We start from the raw sequence: 5,403 nt of genomic DNA, 5'->3' as shown, positions 1-5,403 counted from the left end.
CCGCCTATGGCATCGTCCCGCCCACGCTGCAGGGCGGCGCGGCCGTACGGCCCGACTGGGCTCGGCTGCCGCCGCAGCGCCGCCAGGCCGAAGCCAGGCGGCTGCTCGCCGCAGCCGGCTTTAGCCCTTCGCGCCCGTTGCGCTTCGAAATCCGCATCAACTCGTCCGCCGAACATCGCCGCATGGCGGTGGCACTGGCCGCGATGTGGAAGCCGTTCGGCGTCGAGGCGAGCGTTCTCAACAGCGAACCCGCGCTGCATTTCGCGGCGATGCGGCGCGGCGATTTCCAGATGGCACGCTCGGGCTGGATCGCCGACCTTCCCGCACCCGAGAATTTCCTCGCGGTGCACCGGTCGGATGCAGGCGAGGTCAACTATTCGGGCTTTGCCGATCCCGGCTATGACGCGCTGCTCGACAGGGCGATGGCCGAGCCCGACCCTGCGCGCCGTGTCACCGCGATGCGCGCCGCCGAGGCGCGGTTGCTCGATGCCATGCCGGTCATTCCGCTATGGTTCTATCGCAGCGGCGCGCTGGTCGCCCCGCGCGTGCGCGGCTGGATCGACAATCCCGGCAACATCCATCCGAGCGCGGCGTTGTCCCTGGCTCCGGCCCCTGCTATCGCGGCCAGGGGCAAGTGAGCGACGCGAGGCGAGGCATGACCGGCGCATGGAAAAAGGCCATTTCGGGCCTGATGGCTGCGGCGACGCTGGCGCTTTCGGCCTGCAGCGGCACCGACAGCTCGCCGCTCGGCATCTCGATCATCGATCCGGCCAGCCGCAACAATCTCGATGCTGCGGTGCTGGAGCCCGGCTCGGCCTATCTGCGCGCGGCGACTTCACAGGGTCTGGTCCGGCTTGATGCGCTGGGCAATATCGTGCCCGGGCTCGCCGAGCGCTGGATCGTGACCGATGACGGGCTCAGCTATATCTTCCGGCTGCGCAACGCGCGCTGGGAGAATGGCGACCCGGTGACCTCCGAGCATGTCGCCGCCGCGCTCAAGCGGCGTCTGCAGATCGAGGCGAAGAGCGCGCTGGGTGCCGACACGGCGGAGGTGCGCGACATCCGTTCGATGACCGGACGCGTCATCGAGATCCGGCTGCTGTCGCCCCAGCCCGAGCTGCTGCGCATCCTGGCGCAACCCGAGCTCGGCATCCGCCGCAACGGCAGCGGCACCGGCCCGCTGGCCGCGGATCGCCAGACCTATTGGACATTGCTGACCGAGCGTGTCGACGATTCCATGGGGCCGGATCCACGGCGCATGGTTCGCCCGCTCGAGGTCCGCACCGAACGCGCTGCCAGGGCGATCGCGCGCTTTGCCATGGGCGAGAGCGCGATGGTGCTCGGCGGGCGGTTCGAGCATCTGCCCTATCTCAGCGCAGCGGGCATTTCCGACAATGACGTGCGCGCCGATCCGGTCATCGGGCTGTTCGGGCTGCTCGTGGTCAACGGCAAGGGTTTTCTGGGTGACCCCGCCAATCGCGAGGCGATTGCGCTGGCGATTGATCGCGAGGCGCTGATGACGCCGCTGGGCATCGGCCAGTGGCAGGTGACCGCACGGATCGTGCCGCTGGGGCTCGAACGCTATCAGCCGCTGATCGGCGACCGCTGGACCGACCTCACCATCGAGGCGCGGCGCGATCTGGCGCGCGGGCGCATCGTGCGCTGGCGGCAGGCCAATGAAACGCTGCCGGTGCTGCGTATCGCCATGCCGCGCGGCCCGGGGTCGCGGCTGGTGTTCGGCCGCATCCGGCGCGACCTTCAGACGATCGGGCTCGATGCGCGGCTGGTGGCGCCAGACGCGGCGGCCGATCTGCGGCTAATCGACGAGGTTGCGCATTATCGCCAGCCCGGCTGGTTCCTCAACCAGCTCGCCTGCGCGGTGCGCCCGCTGTGCAACGAGGAAGGCGATGTGCTGCTCGCCCAGGCCCGGCGGGCGGTCGATCCTGCCGTGCGCATGAGCAAGATGGCCGAGGCGGAGGTCGCGATCACCTCGGCCAATATCTTCATCCCGCTGGGCACGCCGATCCGCTATTCGCTGGTGCGTGGCAATGTCCCCGGCTTTGCCATCACCGCCGATGGCTGGCACGCCTTGCCGGACATGGTCGTCATCCCCAGATAACAGGCGCAAGGGGTGCGGAGGTGACATATGAAGACGATCCGGCCTGAACAGATGGAACAGCTGCGCGCCGCCATGCCCGCGCTGTCGAACGATCCGCAGGCGATCCGCCAGCGCGTCGAGATGCTGGAAATGATGCTGGAGCGCAGCTTCACGCTGCCCGGCGTCAATCGCAAGGTGGGGCTCGATTTCGTGCTCGGCCTCGTCCCCGTGCTCGGCGACGTGATCACCGGCGCGATGGGCCTGTACATCGTCTGGGAAGCGCGCAACCTCGGCATGTCGAAATTCCAGCTCGCGCGCATGGCGGCCAATGTCGGTTTCGACAGCCTGATCGGCGCGGTACCGCTGGTGGGCGATGCGTTCGACTTCTTCTGGCGTTCGAACACGCGCAACCTGAAGATCATCCGCAAACATCTCGACAAGCACCATCCGGCGACGCGCACCATCACCTTGTGATTCGCGAATCGTGATTCGGATACCATGGGCGTCACATGCCGGTCAGCGCATATGACACCGCTTACCTAGAGCGACTGCAATCCTTTGCGGCGCCATCTCTTCGCAACTGCAAAAAAACCCCCGGAAATCAAAGGATTTGCCAAGCCCGATCGGCTGGGTTAGAGGCTGCGGCCACAGGCCATCCAGACACAAAAAAAGGGCCAGCCCGAAGGCTGACCCGATAAAGTTTTTAGGAGAGGATGCCTGAAAGGCATGATCAATATGGGTCAGGAGCCCTTATTGTGCAAGTGCGAAAAGATTGATTTGAGTTGCAAAGGATGCAACTGAGGTCGCGTAAAACCGCAGTCCGTCCATATTTGCAATTGCACATTTCCGCTGCACTGCAATAATGCGCGACACATGGCCATGCGACGTCTCCCTCCCCTGCGTTCCCTCGAAGCATTTCTGCGCGTGGCGCGGCTTGGCTCGGCCAAGGCAGCGGCGAGCGAGCTCGCACTTTCGCCTTCCGCGCTCAGCCGCCGCATCGGCGGGCTGGAGGATTTCGTCGGCAAGAAGCTGTTCAAGCGCCACAACCAGCAGCTGAAGCTCAACGAGGCTGGCGAAGCGCTCTATGCGAGTGTCGCGCCCGCGATCGACGCGCTGGCCGATGCCGTCGCCGCGCATATGGACGACAGCCGGGTTCTCAGGCTGCGGCTGGGCATGCTGCCGCTGTTCGGAAGCCAGCGGCTCGTTCCCCGGCTGGGCGAATTGCGGCGGCTCTATCCGATGCTGCATATCGACGTGGACACATCGGGCCATGCCGAAGCGCGGCTGGGCGACACGCTCGACGCGGCGATCATCCTGGCCGAACATCCCGATCCTGCGCTGCATTCGGTACGGCTCGACCGCAACTATGTCTACGCCATTGCCTCGCGCGAGCTGGTCGAAAGCATCGGCCCGCGCCCCGATCTGGCAACGCTCAACCGCCAGACCATCCTCGTGCACAACGAGATGGCGCATTCGTTCGATGCGTGGAAACAGGCGCTTGGCCTTACGGACCTGCACCCGCAATCGATCGACCATATCGACAGCGGCCCGCTGATGCTCGAAGCCGCCGCACAGGGCCTGGGCATTGCGATCATGCACGACGACCACCTCACCCGTTCGGGCGATGAACGCCTCACCAAGCTGTTCGACGTCCGTGTCGAGAGCCCGTACAGCTACTGGTTCGTCTGCAAGCCCCGCGCGCTCGAGACGCGCGCCGTGCGGCTGTTCCACGACTGGCTGGTCGAAGCGAATATCTGACCAAGCAGCCAGGGCACAGCTGCTCCCCTCCCTGGGCTGGGAGGGGAGCTTTGTAGAAGCAATTGATCAGGCCACCGTCGCCGAGGCGATCACGCCGGGCTTGGCGGGCGGTTCGCCCTTGGGCAGGGCGTGGACATGCTCCATGCCTTCGATCACCTGGCCCCAGACGGTGTACTGGCGATCGAGGAAGCGCGCATCGTCGAGGCAGATGAAGAACTGGCTGTTGGCGCTGTTCGGATCCATCGTGCGCGCCATAGAGCACACGCCCTCGACATGCGGCTCGTCGTTGAATTCCTGTTTGAGGTCGGGCTTCTTCGAACCGCCAGTGCCGGTGCCGTTGGGGCAGCCGCCCTGCGCCATGAAGCCGGCGATGACGCGGTGGAACTTCACGCCGTCGTAAAAGCCTTCCTTCGCCAGTTCGACGATGCGCGCGACATGGTTGGGCGCCAGGTCGGGGCGCAGCTTGATGACGATGTCGCCGCCATCCTGGATGTGAAAGGTAAGCGTTTCGGCGGTCATGATAGGTCCTTTGCGGCCGGAGAAATGGGTGCCGCCGATATAGCGGCCGCCATGCGAATGTCACCCCTTGGCCGACGCGCCCGATCGGGATTGCTTTTGCAGGTGCGAAGCGCCAAACACGCGAAACGTTGCGGCGTCCCCGCGCGTTCCCCATCCACCCCGCAGACAGGAGCAGGCCATGACCGACCCGACCGACGCGCCTCTCCGTGAGCCCGACCTCGCCGAACCGGCCGACGCCAGCACCAGCCTGGACGAGGACAACCGCCTGCTGCCCGGCTTTGTCGACCAGGTGTGCGAAGCGCTCGACGCGGGCGATGACGAGGCGGCCTATGACCTGGTCGAGCCGCTCCACCCTGCCGATATCGCCGACCTTTTCGAGCTGGTCGAGCGCGACTATCGCGGCCCCCTCGCCCGCGCGATCACCGACCTGCTCGGCGCGGACGTGCTCACCGAGCTCAACGACTATGTCCGCGATGACGTGATCGACGCGCTGCCCGCCGCGCAGGTGGCGGAGCTCGCCGGCCAGCTCGAGACCGACGATGCCGTCGCGATCATCGAGGAGATGGAGGAGGAGGACCAGCGCGCGGTTCTGGCCGAGCTGGAACCGGCGGATCGCGCCGCGATCGTCGATGCGCTCTCCTTCCCCGAGGAATCCGCCGGCCGCCTGATGCAGCGCGATCTGGTCGCTGTCCCTGAGCACATGAATGTCGGCCAGCTGATCGATTATCTGCGCGAAAACAGCGACCTCACCACCGAGTTCTGGGAAATCTTCATCGTCGATCCGCAGCATCGCCCGGTCGGCACCTGCCAGCTGAGCTGGATCCTGCGCACCCCGCGCCATATCGCGCTTGCCGATGTGATGAAGCGCGACCAGACGCTGATCCCGACCGACATGGACCAAGAAGAGGTCGCGCTGCGCTTCCAGAAATATGCGCTGATCTCCGCCGCCGTGGTCGATGGCGCTGGTCGGCTGGTCGGCCAGATCACCGTCGACGACATCATCCACATCGTCCAGGAAGAGGCGGGCG

General features: G+C 65.8%; 6 protein-coding genes. 5 read left to right on the top strand and 1 reads right to left on the bottom strand.

Annotation, left to right across the window (positions count from 1 at the left end; translation table 11 throughout):
- The 4 genes from AX735_RS09905 to AX735_RS09890 all read left to right on the top strand — a co-directional run.
- Positions 1-638 (top strand): ABC transporter substrate-binding protein (locus tag AX735_RS09905; RefSeq protein WP_231750082.1); only part of this gene is annotated, 638 nt, incomplete at its 5' end.
- 17 nt (positions 639-655) lie between these two features.
- Positions 656-2,119, top strand: a complete 1,464-nt coding sequence (locus AX735_RS09900; RefSeq protein ID WP_066279260.1) for an ABC transporter substrate-binding protein — start codon at positions 656-658, stop codon at positions 2,117-2,119.
- 51 nt (positions 2,120-2,170) lie between these two features.
- Complete coding sequence (locus AX735_RS09895) at positions 2,171-2,572, top strand: DUF4112 domain-containing protein (RefSeq protein ID WP_137775891.1); 402 nt, start codon at positions 2,171-2,173, stop codon at positions 2,570-2,572.
- Positions 2,573-2,971: 399 nt separating this feature from the next.
- Positions 2,972-3,856 (top strand): LysR substrate-binding domain-containing protein, encoded by an 885-nt coding sequence (locus AX735_RS09890; protein WP_082751026.1) that lies wholly within the window; start codon positions 2,972-2,974, stop codon positions 3,854-3,856.
- A gap of 66 nt (positions 3,857-3,922) precedes the next feature.
- On the opposite strand, the gene AX735_RS09885 is transcribed toward AX735_RS09890, so the two are convergent.
- On the bottom strand, positions 3,923-4,375 hold the full coding sequence (locus AX735_RS09885) for a peptidylprolyl isomerase (RefSeq protein ID WP_066279255.1): 453 nt from the start codon (positions 4,373-4,375) through the stop codon (positions 3,923-3,925).
- A 178-nt stretch (positions 4,376-4,553) separates the two neighbouring features.
- On the opposite strand from AX735_RS09885, the gene AX735_RS09880 reads away from it, so the two are divergent.
- On the top strand, positions 4,554-5,403 hold an 850-nt coding region (locus AX735_RS09880; protein ID WP_156447458.1), incomplete at its 3' end, for a magnesium transporter MgtE N-terminal domain-containing protein.

The organism is Blastomonas sp. CCH1-A6, from assembly GCF_001556365.1.
GTDB classification, from domain to species: Bacteria; Pseudomonadota; Alphaproteobacteria; order Sphingomonadales; family Sphingomonadaceae; genus Blastomonas; species Blastomonas ursincola.
Note: the sequence above shows the minus strand (reverse complement) of the source record. Positions and strands in the feature narration are given on the sequence as shown.

Excerpts from the sequence above, each read along its gene's own strand:
- AX735_RS09900 (WP_066279260.1), top strand. The coding sequence starts at position 656 with ATGACCGGCGCATGGAAAAAGGCCATTTCGGGCCTGATGGCTGCGGCG.
- AX735_RS09895 (WP_137775891.1), top strand. The coding sequence starts at position 2,171 with ATGGAACAGCTGCGCGCCGCCATGCCCGCGCTGTCGAACGATCCGCAG.
- AX735_RS09890 (WP_082751026.1), top strand. The coding sequence starts at position 2,972 with ATGGCCATGCGACGTCTCCCTCCCCTGCGTTCCCTCGAAGCATTTCTG.
- AX735_RS09885 (WP_066279255.1), bottom strand. The coding sequence starts at position 4,375 with ATGACCGCCGAAACGCTTACCTTTCACATCCAGGATGGCGGCGACATC.